The organism is Umezawaea beigongshangensis (assembly GCF_016464305.1).
GTDB lineage: Bacteria > Actinomycetota > Actinomycetes > Mycobacteriales > Pseudonocardiaceae > Umezawaea_A > Umezawaea_A beigongshangensis.
Genome location: NZ_JAEIOJ010000012.1, coordinates 91,660 through 109,179, shown reverse-complemented (window position 1 = coordinate 109,179; position 17,520 = coordinate 91,660). Strand labels below are relative to the sequence as shown.

At 73.1% G+C, this 17,520-nt stretch carries 18 protein-coding genes; 7 read left to right on the top strand and 11 right to left on the bottom strand.

Features of this window, described 5'->3' with window-relative positions:
• Positions 1–63 precede the first annotated feature (63 nt).
• The 3 genes from IMZ35_RS25220 to IMZ35_RS25210 are packed head-to-tail and all read right to left on the bottom strand — an operon-like array spanning position 64 to position 2,907.
• On the bottom strand, positions 64–831 hold the full coding sequence (locus IMZ35_RS25220; protein ID WP_199443670.1) for an ABC transporter ATP-binding protein: 768 nt from the start codon (positions 829–831) through the stop codon (positions 64–66).
• Positions 828–1,919, bottom strand: a complete 1,092-nt coding sequence (locus IMZ35_RS25215) for a FecCD family ABC transporter permease (protein WP_199443669.1) — start codon at positions 1,917–1,919, stop codon at positions 828–830. The genes IMZ35_RS25220 and IMZ35_RS25215 overlap by 4 nt, the downstream gene beginning before the upstream one ends.
• On the bottom strand, positions 1,912–2,907 hold the full coding sequence (locus tag IMZ35_RS25210; RefSeq protein ID WP_199443668.1) for an ABC transporter substrate-binding protein: 996 nt from the start codon (positions 2,905–2,907) through the stop codon (positions 1,912–1,914). The genes IMZ35_RS25215 and IMZ35_RS25210 overlap by 8 nt, the downstream gene beginning before the upstream one ends.
• Before the next feature lie 85 nt (positions 2,908–2,992).
• Between IMZ35_RS25210 and IMZ35_RS25205 the strand changes: the two genes are divergently transcribed.
• Both IMZ35_RS25205 and IMZ35_RS25200 read left to right on the top strand, forming a co-directional pair.
• Positions 2,993–4,219, top strand: a complete 1,227-nt coding sequence (locus tag IMZ35_RS25205; protein WP_307868750.1) for an MFS transporter — start codon at positions 2,993–2,995, stop codon at positions 4,217–4,219.
• On the top strand, positions 4,216–4,950 hold the full coding sequence (locus IMZ35_RS25200; RefSeq protein WP_199443667.1) for a TauD/TfdA family dioxygenase: 735 nt from the start codon (positions 4,216–4,218) through the stop codon (positions 4,948–4,950). The genes IMZ35_RS25205 and IMZ35_RS25200 overlap by 4 nt, the downstream gene beginning before the upstream one ends.
• Before the next feature lie 123 nt (positions 4,951–5,073).
• Here IMZ35_RS25200 and IMZ35_RS25195 read toward each other — a convergent pair whose 3' ends face one another.
• A complete protein-coding gene (locus tag IMZ35_RS25195; protein ID WP_307868764.1) occupies positions 5,074–6,261 on the bottom strand; it encodes an MFS transporter in 1,188 nt (395 codons plus the stop codon).
• A 287-nt stretch (positions 6,262–6,548) separates the two neighbouring features.
• Between IMZ35_RS25195 and IMZ35_RS25190 the strand changes: the two genes are divergently transcribed.
• From IMZ35_RS25190 to IMZ35_RS25175, 4 genes are read left to right on the top strand one after another with little or no spacing between them, the layout of a single operon-like run.
• On the top strand, positions 6,549–7,280 hold the full coding sequence (locus IMZ35_RS25190; RefSeq protein WP_199443666.1) for a class I SAM-dependent methyltransferase: 732 nt from the start codon (positions 6,549–6,551) through the stop codon (positions 7,278–7,280).
• On the top strand, positions 7,277–8,104 hold the full coding sequence (locus tag IMZ35_RS25185) for a Rossmann-like domain-containing protein (RefSeq protein ID WP_199443665.1): 828 nt from the start codon (positions 7,277–7,279) through the stop codon (positions 8,102–8,104). The genes IMZ35_RS25190 and IMZ35_RS25185 overlap by 4 nt, the downstream gene beginning before the upstream one ends.
• Complete coding sequence (locus tag IMZ35_RS25180; RefSeq protein WP_199443664.1) at positions 8,101–9,084, top strand: GHMP family kinase ATP-binding protein; 984 nt, start codon at positions 8,101–8,103, stop codon at positions 9,082–9,084. Before IMZ35_RS25185 ends, IMZ35_RS25180 begins: the two co-directional genes overlap by 4 nt.
• Before the next feature lie 32 nt (positions 9,085–9,116).
• A complete protein-coding gene (locus IMZ35_RS25175) occupies positions 9,117–10,121 on the top strand; it encodes a pyridoxal-phosphate dependent enzyme (protein WP_199443663.1) in 1,005 nt (334 codons plus the stop codon).
• Between the two features lie 63 nt (positions 10,122–10,184).
• Here IMZ35_RS25175 and IMZ35_RS25170 read toward each other — a convergent pair whose 3' ends face one another.
• The 7 genes from IMZ35_RS25170 to IMZ35_RS25140 form a co-directional block, all read right to left on the bottom strand.
• Positions 10,185–11,186, bottom strand: a complete 1,002-nt coding sequence (locus IMZ35_RS25170) for an ABC transporter substrate-binding protein (protein WP_199443662.1) — start codon at positions 11,184–11,186, stop codon at positions 10,185–10,187.
• Positions 11,183–11,974: an ABC transporter ATP-binding protein gene (locus IMZ35_RS25165; protein ID WP_199443708.1), complete on the bottom strand. Its 792-nt coding sequence runs from the start codon at positions 11,972–11,974 to the stop codon at positions 11,183–11,185. The genes IMZ35_RS25170 and IMZ35_RS25165 overlap by 4 nt, the downstream gene beginning before the upstream one ends.
• A gap of 2 nt (positions 11,975–11,976) precedes the next feature.
• Positions 11,977–13,002: a FecCD family ABC transporter permease gene (locus IMZ35_RS25160; RefSeq protein WP_307868748.1), complete on the bottom strand. Its 1,026-nt coding sequence runs from the start codon at positions 13,000–13,002 to the stop codon at positions 11,977–11,979.
• A 661-nt stretch (positions 13,003–13,663) separates the two neighbouring features.
• Positions 13,664–13,960, bottom strand: coding sequence for a hypothetical protein (locus tag IMZ35_RS25155; RefSeq protein WP_199443660.1), 297 nt, complete (start codon positions 13,958–13,960; stop codon positions 13,664–13,666).
• A 250-nt stretch (positions 13,961–14,210) separates the two neighbouring features.
• A complete protein-coding gene (locus IMZ35_RS25150) occupies positions 14,211–14,483 on the bottom strand; it encodes a GlsB/YeaQ/YmgE family stress response membrane protein (protein WP_199443659.1) in 273 nt (90 codons plus the stop codon).
• Between the two features lie 403 nt (positions 14,484–14,886).
• On the bottom strand, positions 14,887–15,636 hold the full coding sequence (locus tag IMZ35_RS25145; protein WP_199443658.1) for a GH12 family glycosyl hydrolase domain-containing protein: 750 nt from the start codon (positions 15,634–15,636) through the stop codon (positions 14,887–14,889).
• A 218-nt stretch (positions 15,637–15,854) separates the two neighbouring features.
• A complete protein-coding gene (locus IMZ35_RS25140; RefSeq protein ID WP_199443657.1) occupies positions 15,855–16,433 on the bottom strand; it encodes a TetR/AcrR family transcriptional regulator in 579 nt (192 codons plus the stop codon).
• A gap of 95 nt (positions 16,434–16,528) precedes the next feature.
• Here IMZ35_RS25140 and IMZ35_RS31950 point away from each other — a divergent pair, with 95 nt between their 5' ends.
• Positions 16,529–17,428, top strand: coding sequence for a quinone oxidoreductase family protein (locus IMZ35_RS31950; protein WP_199443656.1), 900 nt, complete (start codon positions 16,529–16,531; stop codon positions 17,426–17,428).
• The last annotated feature ends 92 nt before the right edge of the window (positions 17,429–17,520 follow it).

Sequence of the window (17,520 nt, the reverse complement as noted above, 5' to 3'; positions counted from 1 at the left end):
GCGGCCGAACTGGCCGCGCCCGGCTGGCCCGTCGACGGCGGCGGCCGGGCGGGTCGGCCGGGATCAGCGCGCCGGACCCCGGTAGGCGACGGCGAGCCGGCCCGCGTCGTCGCGGCCGACGTCGGCGTCCACCTCGAACACCTCCCGCAGCAGCACGGGGGTCAGCACGCGGTCGGCCGGGCCGTCCGCGACGACGGCACCGCGCTGGAGCAGCACGAGGCGGTCGCAGTAGCGCGCAGCCAGGGCGAGGTCGTGCAGGGCGACGACCACGGTCTGCTGCGTGGTGGCGACCAGTTCCAGCAGTTCGAGCTGGTGCCGCACGTCGAGGTGGTTGGTGGGCTCGTCGAGCAGCAGGCCCCACGTGCGCTGGGCCAGCGCACGTGCCAGGTGCGTGCGCTGGCGTTCACCGCCGGAGAGCTGCTTCCACGGCCGGTCGGCCAGCAGTGCCAGGTCGAGCCGGTCGAGCGCGGCGGCGACGATCGCGCGGTCGGTGGCCGTCGGGCCCCGCCACGGTGAACCGTGGGCGGTCCGGCCGAGCGCGACCACCTCGCCGACGGTGAGGTCGCTGTCGGTGTCGGCGGTCTGCTCGACGAACGCCACGTGCCGCGCCCTGGCGCGGGCCGACCACCGGGCGACGTCGGCGTCGTCGTAGCGGACCTCTCCCCCGGTCGGCGCGCGCAACCCCGCCAGGCACCGCAGCAGCGAGGACTTGCCCGATCCGTTGGGGCCGATGAGACCGACCGTCTCACCGGGCTCGACCACCAGGTCCACCTCGCGCACGATCGCGCGGTCCGGCACGCCCCAGGACAGGCGCCGCGCTTCGATCCTCACAGCTCTCCCCGCTTGCGCAGGATCACCAGGAACAGCGGGACGCCGAGCAGCGCGGTGAACACGCCGACCGGCACCTCCAGCGGTGCGAACGCCACGCGGGCCAGGGCGTCGGTCCACACCAGGAACGTCGCGCCCACCACCGCCGAGAGCGGCAGCAGGACCCGGTGCAGCGGGCCGACGAGGAGCCGCACGCCGTGCGGCACGATGAGTCCCACGAAGCCGATGGCGCCCACCGCCGCGACCGCGACCGCGGTCAGCAGGGACGTGGTGACCAGCAGGACCGTCCGCACGGTGCGCACGTCGATGCCGAGCGAGGTGGCCGTGTCGGCGCCGAAGGCGAGCCCGTCGAGCGCCGAGGAGCACAGCCAGACGACCAGCAGGCCGGCGGCGGCGGAGATCCCGCACAGCACGACCGACTGCCAGCGGGCCGGCGCCATCGAGCCGAGCAGCCAGTGCGTCAGCGCGCGGGTGCTGTCGGCGTCCCCGGAGGACATCAGGATCAGCGAGGTCAGCGCGGTGAAGAGCTGTCCCACGACGACTCCGGTCAGCACGATGCGCACCGAGTCCAGGCCGCGGCGGCGCAGCAGGAGCACCAGCAGCGCGAGGGACACGAGCGCGCCGAGGAACGCTCCGCCGGTCATCCCCAGCTGGGAGCCCGCGAACCCGAGGAGCACCACGACCACCGCGCCGGTGGACGCGCCGGAGGACACGCCCAGCAGGTAGGGATCGGCCAGCGCGTTGCGCGTCACGCTCTGCAGGGCCGCGCCGCAGACCGCCAGGGCGGCCCCGACCAGCGCGGCCAGCAGCACCCTGGGCACGCGCAGGTCCCAGATCAGCGAGTCGGTCAGCCGGGGCAGCGGCTGCACGGGCAGGCCGAGCCGCGCGCCGACCGAGCGGCCGATCTCGTCCCACCCCGTGCCGCCGCCGAGGCCGACGCGCACGGCGGCGACCAGCGACGCCACCAGGACGAGCAGGCACAGCAGCAGCACGACCACGCGGCGTCCGCCGCCGGGACGCGGCGGAGCGGAGGAGGACGGCGCGACGACGGGGTCGACCGCCGGGTCGAGGAGCGCGGTCGGATCAGCCACGGGCGGTGAGTTCGTCGAGCTCGCTCGCGAAGGTGCGCAGGGCGTTCACCGTGCGCACGGAGGGGTCCATCTCGATGCCGGACAGCTCGACGACCTTCCCGTCGCGCAGCGCCGCGAGCTGCGACACCGCCGGGTGCTCGCGCATCATCGCCAGCTTCTCCGCCGCGCTGTCACCGGGGTTGCCGCGCTCGGACAGGTCGCCGACCACGACGACGTCCGGCTCGCGCGCGGCGACCTCGTCCCACGACACCTCCGGCCACTCCTGCTCCACGTCGTCGAAGACGTTGACCACACCGGTCAGTTCGCTCATGTGGCTGGGCATCCCGCCCCTGCCCGCCACGTACGGGACGCCGTTGAAGACGGAGTACACCCAGACGACCTTCAGCCCCTCCGGACGCTTCTCCCCGGCGGCGCGCACCTCCTCCACGACCGCGCGCTGCTCGGACACCAGCTGGTCGGCGCGCTCGGCGACGCCCAGCACCTCGCCCAGGTCCTCGAAGTCGCGGAACATCCGGTCGAAGGGCTCGGTCCTGCCGTCGGGGCAGTTGACCGCGCTGACGAACGTGGGCACGCCGAGCTGCTCCAGCTCGTCGCGCGTACCGGCCCGGTCGGCGGTGAACAGCTCCTTGAACGAGGCCACCACCAGGTCGGGGTTGGCGGCGCGCAGCGGTTCGGCGGTGAGGACCTTCGGCGAGAGCACCGGGATCTTCGCGTACGCCTCGGCGTACTGCGGCGAGACCTTCGTCTTGAGGTTGGCCGTGCCCACCACCCGGTCCCCCGCACCCAGCGCCAGCAGGGTCTCGGTGGACGACTGGTCCAGTGCTACCACCCGTTGCGGCACGCCGTCGAAGGTCAGTCGCTTGCCGCAGCTGTCGACGGCGACCGCGCCGGGCGGGACGGCCGCGCTCGTGGTGTTCCGCGCCGGGGCGCACGCGGCGGCCAGGACCACCGCGACGACCACCGACACCAGACGGGTAGTACGCGGCATGGCCCCTCCACTGCTCGACGACGCCATCGCTACCCTAAACGACAATCATTACCGATGAAAGACGCTCTTGCGACGAGGAGTCCACGTGGTGCACGACGTCGTGCTGGCCGAGCAGCAGTCGGCATCGGTCTTCCGAGACCCCGCCTTCCTCCGGCTCTGGACGGGTACCACCGCGTCGGGCATCGCCACCTGGGCGTTGCCGTTCGTCCTGGGCCTGGCGGTGCTCGAACGGTCGATCACCCCGGTCGAGCTGGGCGTCGTGCTGGCCGCCCGCACCGTCGGCTTCCTCGCCGCCGTGCCCGTGGCCGGGGTCCTGGCCGACCGGCACGACCGGCGCCGGGTCGTGCTGTGGGCGGGGCTGGTGGCCGGGGCCGCGGCACCGGTGATCGCCCTGGGCGTGGGCCGGTCGGTCGTGGTGATGGCCGCCGCCGCCGCGGTCGTCGGCGCCGGGCAGGGCGCGTGCCGACCAGCGTTCCAGGCGCTGACCGCCGAGGTCGTGGCCGAGGACCAGCGGCAGCAGGCCAACGCGGCGCTGACCCTCGCCGTGCGGGTCACCACCCTCGTGGCTCCCGGCCTCACCGCGCTGCTCGCCGTCGTCGTGGACACCCCGGCACTGCTGATCGCCACCGGTGCGCTGTGGCTGGTCGCCGCACTCGTCCCGCCGCCCGGAGCCAGCAGGGGCCCGGTGGCGAGCGGCACCGGAGCGCACTTCGCCGCGGACTTCGTCGACGGCGTCCGGGAGGCGCGCAGGCACCCGTGGTTCCTCGCCGGTCTCGGCGCGCTCACCGCGGTGATCGCCACCGGCTACTCCGCCACCGGCGTGGTCCTGCCCCTGGTCAGCCGGGACCGCTACGGCACCGAGGCGGTGCTCGCCGCCGCCCTCACCGCCTACACCGTCGGCGCGCTCGCCGGGGCCGTCCTCGTCGCCCGCTGGAAGCCCCGCGCGCAGGGGTGGGCCGCGTTCGCCGGTCTGGCCTGCTACGGGTTCGCACCGCTGAGCCTGCTGCTGCCCGTACCGGCCGCGGCGGTGGTGGCCGCCTACGTCCTGGCGGGCGTGGGCATCGAGCTGTTCAACGTCCCGTGGTTCACGGCCACCCAGCGCGAGGTGGACCCCCGGATGCTGGCACGGGTCTCCTCGCTGGACTTCCTGCTGTCCTACGGCCTCGCCCCGGTCGGCCTGGCCGTGATCGCCCCGGCGATCTCGCACTTCGGCCCGGAACCGGTGCTGGCCGCGTGCGCGCTCGTCTGCTTCGCCGCGCCGGCCGCCGCCGCGCTCGTGCCGTCCTCGCGCGAGTTCCGGGCCGCCCGGTGACCGGCATCGTCCCCGAGCGCGTCGCCGCCACCGACCCCGCCGCCCGGCGAGCGCTGACCGACACCGGCGCGGTGGTGCTCACGGGCCTGCCCGCCGTGCCCGACTCGCTCGCGGTGGCCGCCGCCCTGCTGTTCGGCTCGGGACTGCGGGAGCTGTACCCGCACCGGACGAGACGCTCGACGGACGGGGGCCTGGTACCGCTGCACGCCGACAGCTTCGACGTCGTGGTCGACGTCGCGGGCACCCCCACCCGGCGCCGTCACCCCGACGAGGACCACGTCCTGATCGGGCTCGCCCAGCAGGCGCCCACGGGTGGCGAGTCGTTCGCCCTCGACGCCCACGAGTTCACCGACTCCCTGCCCGCGGACCTGAGGGCGTTCCTGTCCGGCACGGACGTGGACCTCTACGGGCGGTGGGCCGGAACCCGCGGGCTGCCGGCCGCGCCCAGGGTCGGCAGGCACGTCGAGCACACCCGCAGCGGCAGGCGCATCACCCGTCGCACCGACGGCGCCGTTCCGCTGCACCGGGACCCCGACACCGAGCACATCACCGCCATGCTGTCCCGCTTCGACGACGAGATCGCCCGCGTCCACCCCGTCCTGCCCAGGTTCGCGCTGGACGTGGGCGACGTCCTGGTGCTGGACAACTACCGCTGCTGGCACGGCAGGGACCCCCACAGCGGTGAGCGCACCGTCCACATCCAGACCCTGCGCACGGCCGACGCGGGCTGATCGAGCACCCGGAGGCGTCGCGAGCGCGAGCACCGCTCGCGGGAACCAGGCGGCGACAGCGGCCCCTCGCCGGGCTCGTCGGCGCCAGGCTCGTCAGCGCCGGGCTCGTCGGCGCCGGACTCGTCAGCGCGGAACACCCGCGGACAGGGTGCGGGAGGACGGGTGCAGTGCGGCCGCGGCGGGGGCGGCGAAGCAGACCAGCGCGCACGTCAGCAGCACGGCCGGCGCCCCGAACCACTCGATGGCCGGAGCCATCACCGCCAGACCGAGCGGAGCGAGACCGTAGGACGACAGGAAGTCCAGGGACGACACGCGAGCGATCTTGTCCGGCGCCACCTCGCGCTGGATCGCGGTGAACCACGGCACGTTGAACACCTCGATGCCGACACCCGCCACCGCGTAGGCCGCGACGACCACGGCGGGAGAGGTGGGGAGCACCAGGCTCAGCGGCGCCACCCCGTAGGCGGCCAGGCCCGCCAGCGCCGCCCACCCCTGCGCCGCGGGCGTCCAGCGGCTCATCAGCAACGCCCCGGCCAGCGCACCCACGGTGTAGCCGGTGGTGGCCGCCGCGAGCACGAACTCCGAGCCGTAGTCGTCCCGGCTGATCAGCGGCAGGGCCACACCGGTCGCCGAGTAGCCGGTGGCGATCACCGCGGTGAGCGCGCCCAGTCCCGCGAGGAACCACGGGTGCCTGCTCGCCTCGCGCAGCCCGTCGCGGAAGTCCCCCACGAGGTCGAGACGGGTCTCGCCGCGCGGTGGTGAGGCACGGCCCGCCGGGGGCAGGAGCCCGGCGATCAGCCACAGCGCCCCGGTGCCGATCAGCAGGGCCCACACCCCCGTCAGCACGACCAGCAGGGCGGTGATGCCCGGTGCCACCAGCGAGGTGACGCGCACGGCCACCGTCATCGCCGCGTTGGCCCGCTGCCGGTCGGAGATCGCGACGACCTCGGCGGTGAGCGCCTGGAAGGCCGGGCGGCACGCGCCCTGGCCCGCGCCGACGACGACGGCCGCGGCCGCCATCACCGCGGTGGAGCGTCCCAGTCCCAGTGCGATCACCGGCGCAGCGCCCGCAGCCGCGAGACCGGCCCAGAACACGACCCCGCGCCGGGAGAAGCGGTCGGCCAGCACGCCCGCCGCGGGCACGGCCAGCAGGAACCCGACGGTGCGGGCGGCCAGGACCACACCGAGCCCGGCCGGGGTGAGCGTGCGCTCCAGGACGGCGAGTCCCAGGACGAACGGCAGGCTCCACGTGGCGAGCCCGGACGCGGTGGCACCGCACCACAGCCGCAGGAACCGGCCGTCCAGCAGCAGGGACCGCCGCGGCGGAGCGGTCCCGGTCGGGTTCTCGGTCTCGGACGCCGTCACGTCGGCTCCTCGTGGGTCGCGGTGCACCAGCAGTGGACCGGACCACACTCTAGCGAAAACGGTTGTCGTTACGCGCTCGCACGTCCGAGCGCTTCTCCACCTCGACCGGTCACCGTCGGTCAACAACGACGAGGAGCGCGATAGCCCGATCGGAGGTACGGGGAAATGATTTTCATTGTTTAGTGTGGCTGTGCGGAGGGTGGTCCTCCGCGGTACGAAGCGCAGGAGAACACGTGGACACCACCTCGACCGGCGCCGATCTGCTCCGGGAACTGCCCGACCTGCTACCAGCAGAGCACATCGTCAGCATCAACACGCCCAAGGAGGACATCCGCTCCACCCGCGCCTACGAGTGGAACGGATGGCGGTTCCGCGTTCCTCCGGGGGTGTTCACCCCCGGGGCCACCAGCAGGATGGTCCACGAACGACTGCTCGACAACAGGATCGCCGTGCGCGGCCTGACCTACGCCGCGATGGGGGTCGGACTGGGCGCGGAGGTCGTGGCGGCGGGCGTCGCGGGCGCGGCCCGGATCTACGCCTTGGACGTCCACGAGCCCAGCGTCCGCGCGGCGCGGCAGCACTTCGAGGAGTTCGTCGGCACCGACGGGGTGCTCGTCCCCGTCGTGGGCGACCTGTTCGACGGACTCCCCGACGACACCCGCGTGGACGTGGTCACCTTCAACCCCCCGGCCGTGAGCCAGCGGGTCAGCGACGACCCCGACGTCGTGCGCAACATCTGCGAAGGAGCGGGGATCGTCACCCGGTTCTTCGACCAGATCGTCGACCGCGACCTGCTCTCCCCCGGTGGCAGGGTCTACGTCGCACTGTCCAACACCGCCGACCTGCGCGGGATCGTCGCCCACGCCATCGACCGCGGGCTGCTGCCGGCCGTCGAGCACCGCCACGACTGGCACGACGGCGTGGTCACCCACGTCTTCCGCTTCACCGGGGGGAACCCCGCATGAGCGTCGCCCCCGCGCCCGTCCGCACCGTCGACGACCTCGTCGCGCAGGTCCTGAGCGGTCACCGCGGTCCCGACCCCGCGACGCTCACCGCCACCAGCGTGTTCTGGGTCCACCACGGCACCCGTCTGGCGGGCGGGAACACCACCTACCGCAACCAGTACCTGCTGGTGCGGGTCGGCTCCGCGTTCGGCGCCTGCGCGTTCGAACACGGCGAGTTCACGCCGGAGGTGTGCGCCGAGGCGTCGGGCCAGCCGCTGAAGCGACTGCTGGAGGACTCCCGCCTGCCGCTGCGCGTCGCGGCGCTCGACGCCTACCTCGGTTCCACCGCTCCGCACCGCGACTCCACCGCGGAAGCGGTCGCGCTGCCCACCGGCACTCCCGAGGTCCGGGCGCGAGCCAGGGACGCCGCCATCGCGGGCCTGCTCGACGTGCCGGCCGGGGCGAAGGTCGCGCTGATCGGCGTGGTCAACCCGCTGGTCGCCGCCATCCGCGACCGCGGGGCCGAGTGCCTGCCCTGCGACTACAACCTGACCGCCACGCAGTGGGGCGATCCGGTGACCCGCGCCATGGACGAGGTGCTCGACGTCGCCGACGCCGTCGTGGCCACCGGGATGACCCTGAGCAACGGCACCTTCGACGAGATCCTGCGCCGGTGCCGGGAGAGGGACGTCCCGCTGGTGGTCTACGCCCAGACCGGCAGCGCGGTCGCCAGGGAGTTCCTCGGCGGCGGCGTCACCGCGCTCTCGGCGGAACCCTTCCCCTTCTCGCAGTTCAGCGCGGAGCCCACCTTCCTCTACCGGTACCGGGCGAACCCGGTCCGATGAGGACGACACCACTCACGCGGGAGTTCACGACGATCGTGCACGACCGACCGCCGCTCGCCGGTGATCCCCTGCCGGTCGTGGGCAGGGGGCGCGCGTCCTGTCACCACGGCGAACTGCTCCAGGGCTGCTTCCCCGACGGCGGGGGCGGACGCCGCAACGGTCTGGTCACCCTCCCCGTCGCCGAGCCCGCCACCCTGGCCGAGTTCCGGTGCGACCCCTCGCTGGAGCCCTTCGACGTCCGCGTGACGCCGCCGGACCGCGTCAACACCGCGCGCGCGGCGGCGCTCGCCGTCGCCGAGTGCGCCCACCGGACGGGACGGCGGCCGGTGGGGGGCCGGGTCCTGCTGCGCGGCGGAGCCCCGGTCGGTGTCGGCATGGGCTCCTCCACCAGCGATCTCATCGCGGCGGTGCGCGCGGTCGCCGACAGCTACGGCACCACCCTGTCCCCGCGGACCATCGCGGACGTCGCGGTCCGGGTGGAGACCGCCAGCGACCCCCTCATGCTCGACGACCGCCCCCTGCTGTTCGCCCAGCGCGAGGGAGCCGTCATCGAGGTGCTCGGCGACCGGTTGCCGCCGATGGTGGTGGTGGGGTGCTCGACCGGGGGCGGCGCACCGGTCGACACGGCCTCGCTGCCCGCCGACGACTACGACGACGAGGAGCTGGCGGCGTTCGCACGGCTGCGCGAGGACGTCCGGCACGCGATCGGGCGTCGCGACCCCGTGCTGCTCGGCCGGGTCTGCACCCGCAGCGCCCTGCTCAACCAGCGACGCCTGCCGAAGACCGAACTGCCCCTGCTCGTCGAGGTGGCCGAGCGCACCGGCGCGGTCGGCGTGCAGATCGCCCACAGCGGCAACGTCGCCGGCGTGCTCTTCGCCGCCGACCGCGCCGGGGCAGAGCAGCGAGCCGAGATCTGCGCCCGCCTGCTGAGCAGCGCCGGCATCCCGATCACCAGCGCGTTCACCACCCCGGACCGCTGACCGACCACCACAGCGCGCGGAGGAGGAGAACCGTGTACGACCACGTATCGGCGGCCGTGGGAGCCCCCGACCTGATCGCGGTGGACGAGGGCGTGGTGTGCCTGAGGTTCGAGACGATGAAGGTCGTCTCGGCGCTCGCCGCGGTCGAGCACCTGCTCGACCGCGGTCTCGTGCGGCCCGGCGACACCCTGGTGGACAGCTCCAGCGGGATCTACGCCTACGCCCTCGCCCTGGCCTGCCACCGGTTCGGCATGAGGTGCCACATCGTCGGCTCCACCACGGTGGACGCCACGCTGCGGAGCCAGCTGGCGATCCTGGGCGCGGAGCTGGAGCAGATGGCACCGTCTGCCAACCTGAAGCTCGACCAGGACCGCAGGGTGCGCCGCATCGGTGAGATCCTCGCCGAGCACCCCGAGTACCACTGGATGCGGCAGTACCACGACGACATCCACTACCTGGGCTACCGACCGATCGCCGACCGCATCGCCGCGGAGCTGGGCGGCGGGATCACCCTCGTGGGCGGGGTCGGGTCTGGCGCGTCCACCGGGGCGCTGGCCACCTACCTGCGCCGCGCCGCGCCGGACACCGCGCTGGTGGGGGTGCAGCCCTTCGGCAGCATCACCTTCGGCAGCGAGCACGTGCACGACCCCGAGATCATCATCGCGGGCATCGGCAGTTCCATCGTCTTCGACAACGTCGCTCACGAGCTGTACGACACGGTCCACTGGACCTCCTTCGACACCGCCATGTCGGGCACGGTCGACCTGCTGCGGCGGCACGCCCTGTTCGCGGGTCTGTCCACCGGCGCGGCCTACGCCTGCGCCCGCTGGGAACGGGCGCTCGATCCCACGCGGACGGTGGTCTTCATCGCGCCGGACACCGGGCACCGCTACGCGGAGTCGGTCTTCGCCCGGCACTCGCGGGCCGCGCCGCTGGAATCGCTGGAGCCGATCCAGGTCTCCACGACCGACGAGCTGGCACTGCCGTGGTGCCGGATGGACTGGAAGCGCGCTCCCGCCCCCACCGGCCGCCGTTAGCGGAGGGTCGGCGAGAGGTCCGTGCGCGGTTCCCCTGCGAACCGCACACGGACCTCCGCGTGCTCAGCGCGGCAGGCCGCGCAGGTACTCGGCGAACCCCTCCAGGCCGTCGACGTTGCGCGGGCCGCTGATGCCCTCGTTGTAGTCCAGCACGTAGAACCGGTCGTTCACCACGGCGGGCAGCGTCGCGGTGGTGGGCGAGGACTTCAAGAAGTCGATCTTCTCCTGGGCGGGCCGGTCACCGTAGTCGAGGATCACCACCACCTCCGGCTCCCGCTCCACGACCGCCTCCCAGCCGACCTTGCTCCAGCGCGCGTCGAGGTCGGCGAAGATGTTGCGCCCACCGGCGAAGGCGATGATGTCGTTGGGAGGGACCTGGCTGCCCGCGGTGAAGGGCTGGTCGGTGCCGGAGTCGTAGAGGAAGACCCGCAGCGGCTCTCCTCGCGGTGCCCGCTCCTTCACCGCCTGCACCCTGGCCCTGAGCCCGTCGACGACCTCGGCGGCCCGGTCCTCGACGCGGAAGATCTTCCCCAGCCGTTCCAGGTCGGTGTAGAGCGCCTCGAAGGGCGTCTTGCGCTCGGGGAAGTTCGGGTAGTTGAAGCAGGACTCGGTGTGCATGAAGCTCTGCACGCCCAGGCCGTCGAGGATCTCCGGCGTGATGCCGCGCTGGTCGCTGAAGCCGGAGTTCCAGCCCGCGACCACGAAGTCGGACTTCGCGTCGACGACGAGCTCGCGGTTGAGCAGGTCGTCGCTGAGGAACTCGACCTTCGCGTACTCGGCCGCCCACGGCGACTCGGTGACCGGCGGGTTGGCCGGCGGCATGACGTAGCCGTGCACGTGCTCGGTCAGGCCGAGGGAGAACAGCTTGTCGGCGCTGCCGCCCTCGTAGGCCACGGCCCGTCGCGGTACGCGGTACTCGATCCGCTCGCCGCAGCGGTCGACCACGGCGGTGTCCGTCTGCTCCCGGGAGCCGGTGACCTGCGCGCCGCAGCTGGACAGCAGCACCGCCACGGCCGCGACCGCGACCGCGGTGGTGGGCCGCCGGCCGGAAGTCGGTGATCTCATCGTGCGTCTTCCCCCTCGACGTGGTCCGTGAGCGTGTACAAGATCTGCGGCACCCCGTCCAGCGGGTGCTCGACGACCGAGGCGCGGACGCCGAAGACGTCGCGCAGCAGGTCTTCGGTCAGCACCTCGGCCGGTGTCCCCGAGGCCACCAGCGCGCCGTGCGAGAGCACGCAGAGCTGGTCGCAGGCGGCCGCGGCCAGGTTGAGGTCGTGCAGCACCACCAGGACGGTCAGTCCCGAGTTCCGCAGCAACCGCAGCAGGTCGACCTGGTGGCGCACGTCGAGGTGGTTGGTGGGCTCGTCGAGCACCAGCACCGCGGGTTCCTGCGCCAGGGCCCTGGCGATGAGCACGCGCTGCCGCTCACCGCCCGACAGCGACAGCACGCTGCGGTGCGCCAGGTGCGCCACACCGACCTGGCCCATGGCGCGGTCGCACAGCGCGACCTCCCGCGCGCTCAGCGGCGAGTTCCCCCTCAGGTGCGGGGAGCGCCCGAGCGCGACGACCTCCGCCACGGTGAAGTCCAGCTCACCGGAGCTGTTCTGGGTGAGCGCGGCCACCAGGCGCGCGCTCTCGCGCGCCGACATCGGCCCGAGGTCCGCGCCGCCGACCCGCACCACGCCGGCGCGGGGGCGCAGCGCCCGGTAGACGCACCGCAGCACGGTGGACTTGCCGGAACCGTTGGGCCCCACCAGTCCGACCACCGTGCCGGTGCCCGCCCGCAGCGAGACCCGCTCGACGATCGCGCGTCCCGCCAGCTCCACCGACAGCCCGTCGACCTCCAGCTCCACGGTCACCGCCCCCCGAACAGGTAGCCGCGGCGGCGCATCAGCGTGATGAACACCGGGACGCCGACCAGTGCGGTGATCACTCCGAGGGGGAGTTCTCGCGGCGCGACCACGACCCGCGACACCAGGTCGACCCAGACCACGAACACCGCGCCGAACAGCGGCGCGATCACCAGAACCCTCGCGTGACCCGCGCCCACCACGATGCGCACCAGGTGCGGCACGACCAGGCCGACGAACCCGATCGCGCCACTGGTGGCCACCATCGCCCCGGTCGCCACGGCGGTGATCACGAACAACCGCCCGCGCAGCCGATCGGCGTCCACACCCAGGCTCGCGGCGCTCTCGTCGCCGAAGGACAGCACGTCCAGCCCGCGCGCGGTCCACCGCAGCGCCACCACGGCCAGGACCACCACCGCGGTCACCACCGGCAGCGAGCCCCAGGTCGCCGCGCCGAAGCTGCCCATGGTCCAGTACAGGACGGTGCTGGTGGCCTCGCTGTCGGGAGCGAAGTACACGATGACGCTCATCAGCGCCTCGAAGCCGAACGCCAGCGCCACACCGGTCAGCACCAGTCGCAGCGGGGTGACCCCGTTCGCCGAGCGAGCCGCGAGGTAGACCAGGGCCGACGCGACGAGCGCGCCGGCGAAGGCGCCGACCGACACCGCGTAGACGCCGAAGCCCGCCAGGCCGCCGAACACGGTGACCGACACCGCGCCGACCGACGCGCCCGAGGACACGCCGAGGATGAAGGGGTCGGCCAGGGCGTTGCGCACCATGGCCTGCACCGCGACGCCGACCGCGCTCAGCCCGGCGCCGACGACGGCCGCCAGCACGACCCTGGGCGTGCGCACCTGCCACACGATCTGGTATTGCGTCACCTCCTCGACGGAGATGGTTCCTCCGGTCAGGGCCGCCCAGAGGAACCGCGCGGTGGCGCTGAAGGGGATGACCGCCGAACCGAGGCTGATCGCGGCCAGCACCGAGACCAGCAGCGCCACCACCAGGAACGCGGTGGCGGCGGCGATCACCGGGCGGCCGTGCGCGGTCCTCCGTCGCCGGGACGCGTCGTCGGGGACCGGCGCGGGCGGAACCGACCGAGCCCCACCGGAAACGGCATCGGTTTTCATTGGCAAGAACTTAGCACGATCGAGTGGCACTGCGGCCGGACGATCACACGGCCCGAACCGCTGTCCGAGAAGGTGTCCGGCGGCGAGCACCGGGGCTGGACGCCCGCCGTGCCGTGGCGGCGGCGCACCGGACCGCGACCACCGGCAACGGCCCGACCACCCGGTCGCGGCCGGGCACCGCAACGACCTCGCCCGGTCCGGCCACGTCGTCGACCCCCGGTGCGGCAGGACGTCCCCGCCGAGGTGGACCGCCGCGCGGGCAGCGGAGTCCGCGTGCGGATCGCGGGGCCGTCCACACCTCCGCGCGGATCGACTCGCGGACACCGGCGGACCGCGGCAGGCCCGAGCCCGCCGGAACCGGTGAGACCGTCAGAACCGCTGCCGGGCAGCGCTCACCGGCGTCCGGTCACCCGGCCCGCTCGACGTCCGCGTCGACGCGGGCCGGTCACTTCGGCGACGCGGGCCCTCGGCGGTGCCGCGGGGCCCGCGACCGCGGAGCCGTTCCCCGGACGGCTCCGGCGCGGTCGCGGCGGGCGTCGAGCAGCCACCCCGCCGGGGTGGCTCAGTGCTCGTCGTAGTGCTCGTCGTGGACGGCGTGCCGGTGACCGTCGTGCACGTAGTCGACGTGGTCACCGTGCGGGACCGCCACGTGGCCGCACCCCTCGCCGTGCGCGTGACCGTGCTCGTCGTGGGCACCGTGACCGGCGGGCTCGCACTCGTCGAAGTGCCCGTCGTGCGCCCGGTGCAGGTGACCGTCGTGCACGTAGTCGACGTGCTCCTCGTGCGGGAAGGCCACGTGGCCGCACCCCTCGCCGTGCACGTGCTCGTGGACGTCGTGCTCGAGATGTGCAGTGGTCATGGACGAACCGCCTTTCGGTGTCTCCGGGACCTGGTCGGCACCGGATGCGCAGCGCCCGTGTCCGAGCGCACCAACATATTAGCTCATGCGCATGTATGACACCCATCGGGCGCTCACCCGAACGGATGCCCACCCTCCACCGGTCGCGGATGTGCGCGGATCGACGAGGACGACCACCACCGGACCCGGCCGCGAACGCACGAGGGCCCCGCCGACGTGATCGTCGGCGGGGCCCCGGTGGACCTGCGGGTCAGTGGTGGGCGCGCTTGCCCCTGCTCGTGACCAGGTGGTAGATGCCGAGCACGATCAGGGCGCCGAGGATGGCCAGCAGCCACGTGCTCAGGTCGAAGAAGGTGCCGATGTCGGTGCCGAAGATCGCACGACCGATGAACCCGCCCAGCACGGCGCCCACGATGCCCAGCAGGATCGTGACGATGATGCCGCCGGGGTCCTTGCCCGGCATGATCGCCTTCGCGATGGCGCCGGCGATGAGGCCCAGAACGATCCAACCCAGAATGCCCACGGGGCTTCCTCTCCTCGTGTCGCACCGGCCCTCCCGGCGCGACGATGTTCGCTCAACACCGGGATGCCCATCTCCGGTTGATCTCACACCTGTCTCACAAAAATTTTGCTATGAGCGCCCCCACACCTCGTCGGCCGGGAACGATCGGCGGAGGAAGCCCTGCTGGAGAAGGCGGGCGGGATGCCGGACCCTGGGTTGGAGGAGCCCCGCACCCCGCCCGGACCGGTGGTGCGAGGAAGGGCCACGCACGGCCGGTCAGCTGCGACGAACCGCAGCTTCACCCTCCACCCTAGGGAACCGGCAGGTTCCACGCACGGCGACCGAGATCGGCACGAACCGGACCCGATCACCGTCGCCGGGTGCGCTCCTGCGCCGAGCGCACCGAGCGCACCCGGCGTTCCGGCTATCCGCTGACCGAGGCCGAGAAGTTCTGGACCGCCAGGCCCGTACCGCCGTTCCACGGCTCGAACCCGGCCTGCACGCTGGTCAGGTACCAGGAGTTGGTGATCGCTCCGCGGGCGATCACGTCGTTGACGAAGTCGAGCACGTTGAACGACCACGACGTGATGGGCGAGGGCGCGACGTAGGAGATCACGTTGTTGCCCCCGTTGTTGCCGCGCCAGACCTCCCAGGTCCGGCCCCCGACCGTGGTGGTGCCCACGGCGCTGCCGATGGGCTGGATCGGCCCCTGGCGGTTGAACCAGATCATGATCTCCATCTGGTTCACGCCGTTGGTCTTCGGCGTGGGGTCGAGCCAGATGTCGTAGGAGGCGTTGTAGGTGCCGCCGACGTACTGGTAGGTGATCGACGACGTCGCGCTGCGGATCCGACTGACCTGCATCGGCAGGGTGCTGCCGGGTGAGCAGTTGGAGTAGTGACAGCCGAGGAACACCGACGGGTACGACAGGGGTGCGCCGTTGGTGGGCGCCGATCCCTGCTGCGTGGCGATCCGGAAGCCGGTCGAGGTGACGTCGATGCACTGGGCCGCCGAGGACCCCCACCTGTTGTTCTGGACCACGTAACGGCCCTGGACGGTGGTCGATCCGTACTGCTCGCAGATCGTCGCATCGGCGTGGGCCTGGCCCGCTGAACCGACGAGCGATCCGGCGGCCAGCAGTGCCGCTGACGCGATGGCACGAACGGTGCTGTGCATGGAACTCCTCTCACAGGGTCCACGGCGGCGGACGTACATCTGGGAGCGCTCCCAGTATCGCGGTGGTACCCGCTCGCCGTCCACGCCACACCCGGAAGTTCCCCACCGGGCCGCGCGACGTCCCGCCGTCGGCGCGGACAGCGGGGACGAGGGGCGGTCCGCGTCCGGACCGGCTGGTCACGTTCCCCCGGCCGGGACGTGTTCCGCCCCGCCCGTGATCACCCCGCGGTCCGGGAGGTCACCCGCCGTCCCGCCACGACGCCGCGCGCGATCTCCAGCACGCCCTCGCGCACTCGCGCAGCGCCCTGACCGCAGCGGTGCACGAGGTGGTGCAGCACGTCGCCGCGCAGCTGGGCGAGCAGCACGTGGGCCAGGAAGTCGGCGTCCGGGCCCGCCCCGGCCTCCACCAGCAGCGCCGCGAGCGTGGCGTGCGAGTCGAGGTAGCCCGAGTCGCACGACGTGGCGTTCGCCGACTCGCGCTCCAGGGCGACGATCAGCGGCAGCGACGACATCACGTGGTCGAACAGCGTGCCCACGAAGGTGACCACCCGCTCCCCCGCCGGCAGGTGGTCGGCCTCGGCGAGTTCGCGGGACTCCTCCCGCCACAGCACCGCGCCCTGTTCGGCGACCGCGCGGACCAGGCCCTCGCGATCGCCGAACCTGCGGAAGACCGTGCCCTTGCCGACTCCGGCCTCCGCGGCGACCTCGTCCATCGCGAAGTCGAGGCCGCGCTCGGTGATCAGCCGAGCGGCGACGGCCAGGATCGCGGCGTGGTTCCGCGCGGCGTCCTTGCGCATCCCCGACCTCCTCGTTTGACAAAAACGGACTGACGGTCCGTATATTAGCGCACAGCAAACGGACCGTCAGTCCGTTTCTTCCCCTGGAGGTTGTCGTGCGTGCAGTGCGGTTCCACGAGTTCGGCCCGGCGGACGTGCTGAAGGTCGAAGAGGTCCCGGAGCCGGTGGCGGGACCGGGCCAGGTGCTGGTCCGGGTCACGGCGGTCGGCGTGAACTACGGCGAGACCACCATCCGCTCCGGCGCGATCCAGCGGGTCACGCCCTGGAACAGCTTCCCGCCCGGCGTGCTCGGCGGCGAGGTCGTCGGCGTGACCGAGGACGGCCGACGACTGATCGGGTTCGCCCTGGCCGAGGGCTACGCCGAGCGCGCCGCGCTCCCCGAGGACTCCCCCGAGGTGCCCGAGCACCTGTCCGACCACGAGGCGCTCGCCCTGTTCCTCCAGGGCACCAGCGCCGTCGCGGCCCTCGCCACGTCCCGGCTCGTGCAGGGCGAACGGGTCCTCGTCGAGGCCGCGACCGGCGGGGTGGGCAACCTGCTGGTCCAGCTCGCCGCGCAGCGCGGCGCGACCGTCGTGGCCGCGACGCGCGGCGAGGCGAAGCTGGCCGTGGCGAAGGAGCTGGGCGCGCACGAGGTCGTGGACTACGGAACGCCCGGCTGGTCCGCCGGGGTCGACCCGGTCGACGTGGTGTTCTCGTCGGTGGGCGGCTCGGTGACCGAGGAGTCGTTCGAGCTGCTGCGCGACCGGGTCGGCCGGTTCGTGATCTTCGGCTTCGCCAGCGGCGAGCCGGTCGGCATCACCGCCGCCGACGTGTTCCGCAAGGCGGTGACCGTGTCGGGCTACGGCGTCCCGGTCTCCCCGGAGAACATCCGGACCGCGTTCACCTCGGGCTTGCGTCCGGTCCTGGGCCCCGTCCTCCCCCTGACGGAGGCCGCCCGCGCCCACGAACTGCTGGAGTCCCGCACCACCACGGGCAAGCTGATCCTGGTGCCGTGAGGCCGTCGCGTCGCCGGCCCCCGCCCGCCCGGGGACCCCGCCCGGGACGCGCGCCGCCGATCGGCCGGCCCCCCAGGGACCCCACCCGGGCG